Genomic DNA, 237 nt, shown 5'->3' with positions numbered 1-237 from the left:
GAGGGACACTGTGCCGCCGCGGCCGACCATGCCGAGAGCCTGTTCAAAGGCTTTGGGTGAGACAGCCGTAACCAGCACGCCCTGGGCGCCGCCAACCTCCTTCTTCACAAAGGCGATCGGGTCGTCCTTACGGGCATTCACGGCAAGCGAAGCACCGAGAGATTTCGCAAGATCGAGTTTTTCATCATCGATATCGACGGCGATAACGTTGAGCCCCATCGCCTTGGCATATTGGAC

1 protein-coding gene is annotated in these 237 nt (G+C 58.6%); it reads right to left on the bottom strand.

The annotated features are described in order from the left end of the window. The coding region (locus tag ACPYOI_RS36995) for a zinc-binding dehydrogenase (RefSeq protein WP_481424301.1) at positions 1 to 237 on the bottom strand (237 nt) is incomplete at both ends.

The sequence above is a fragment of the Rhizobium sp. SVR5-2C genome (genome assembly GCF_056755115.1).
The sequence above is the reverse complement of the archived record's forward strand: the minus strand, read 5'-3'. Positions and strand labels throughout refer to the sequence as shown.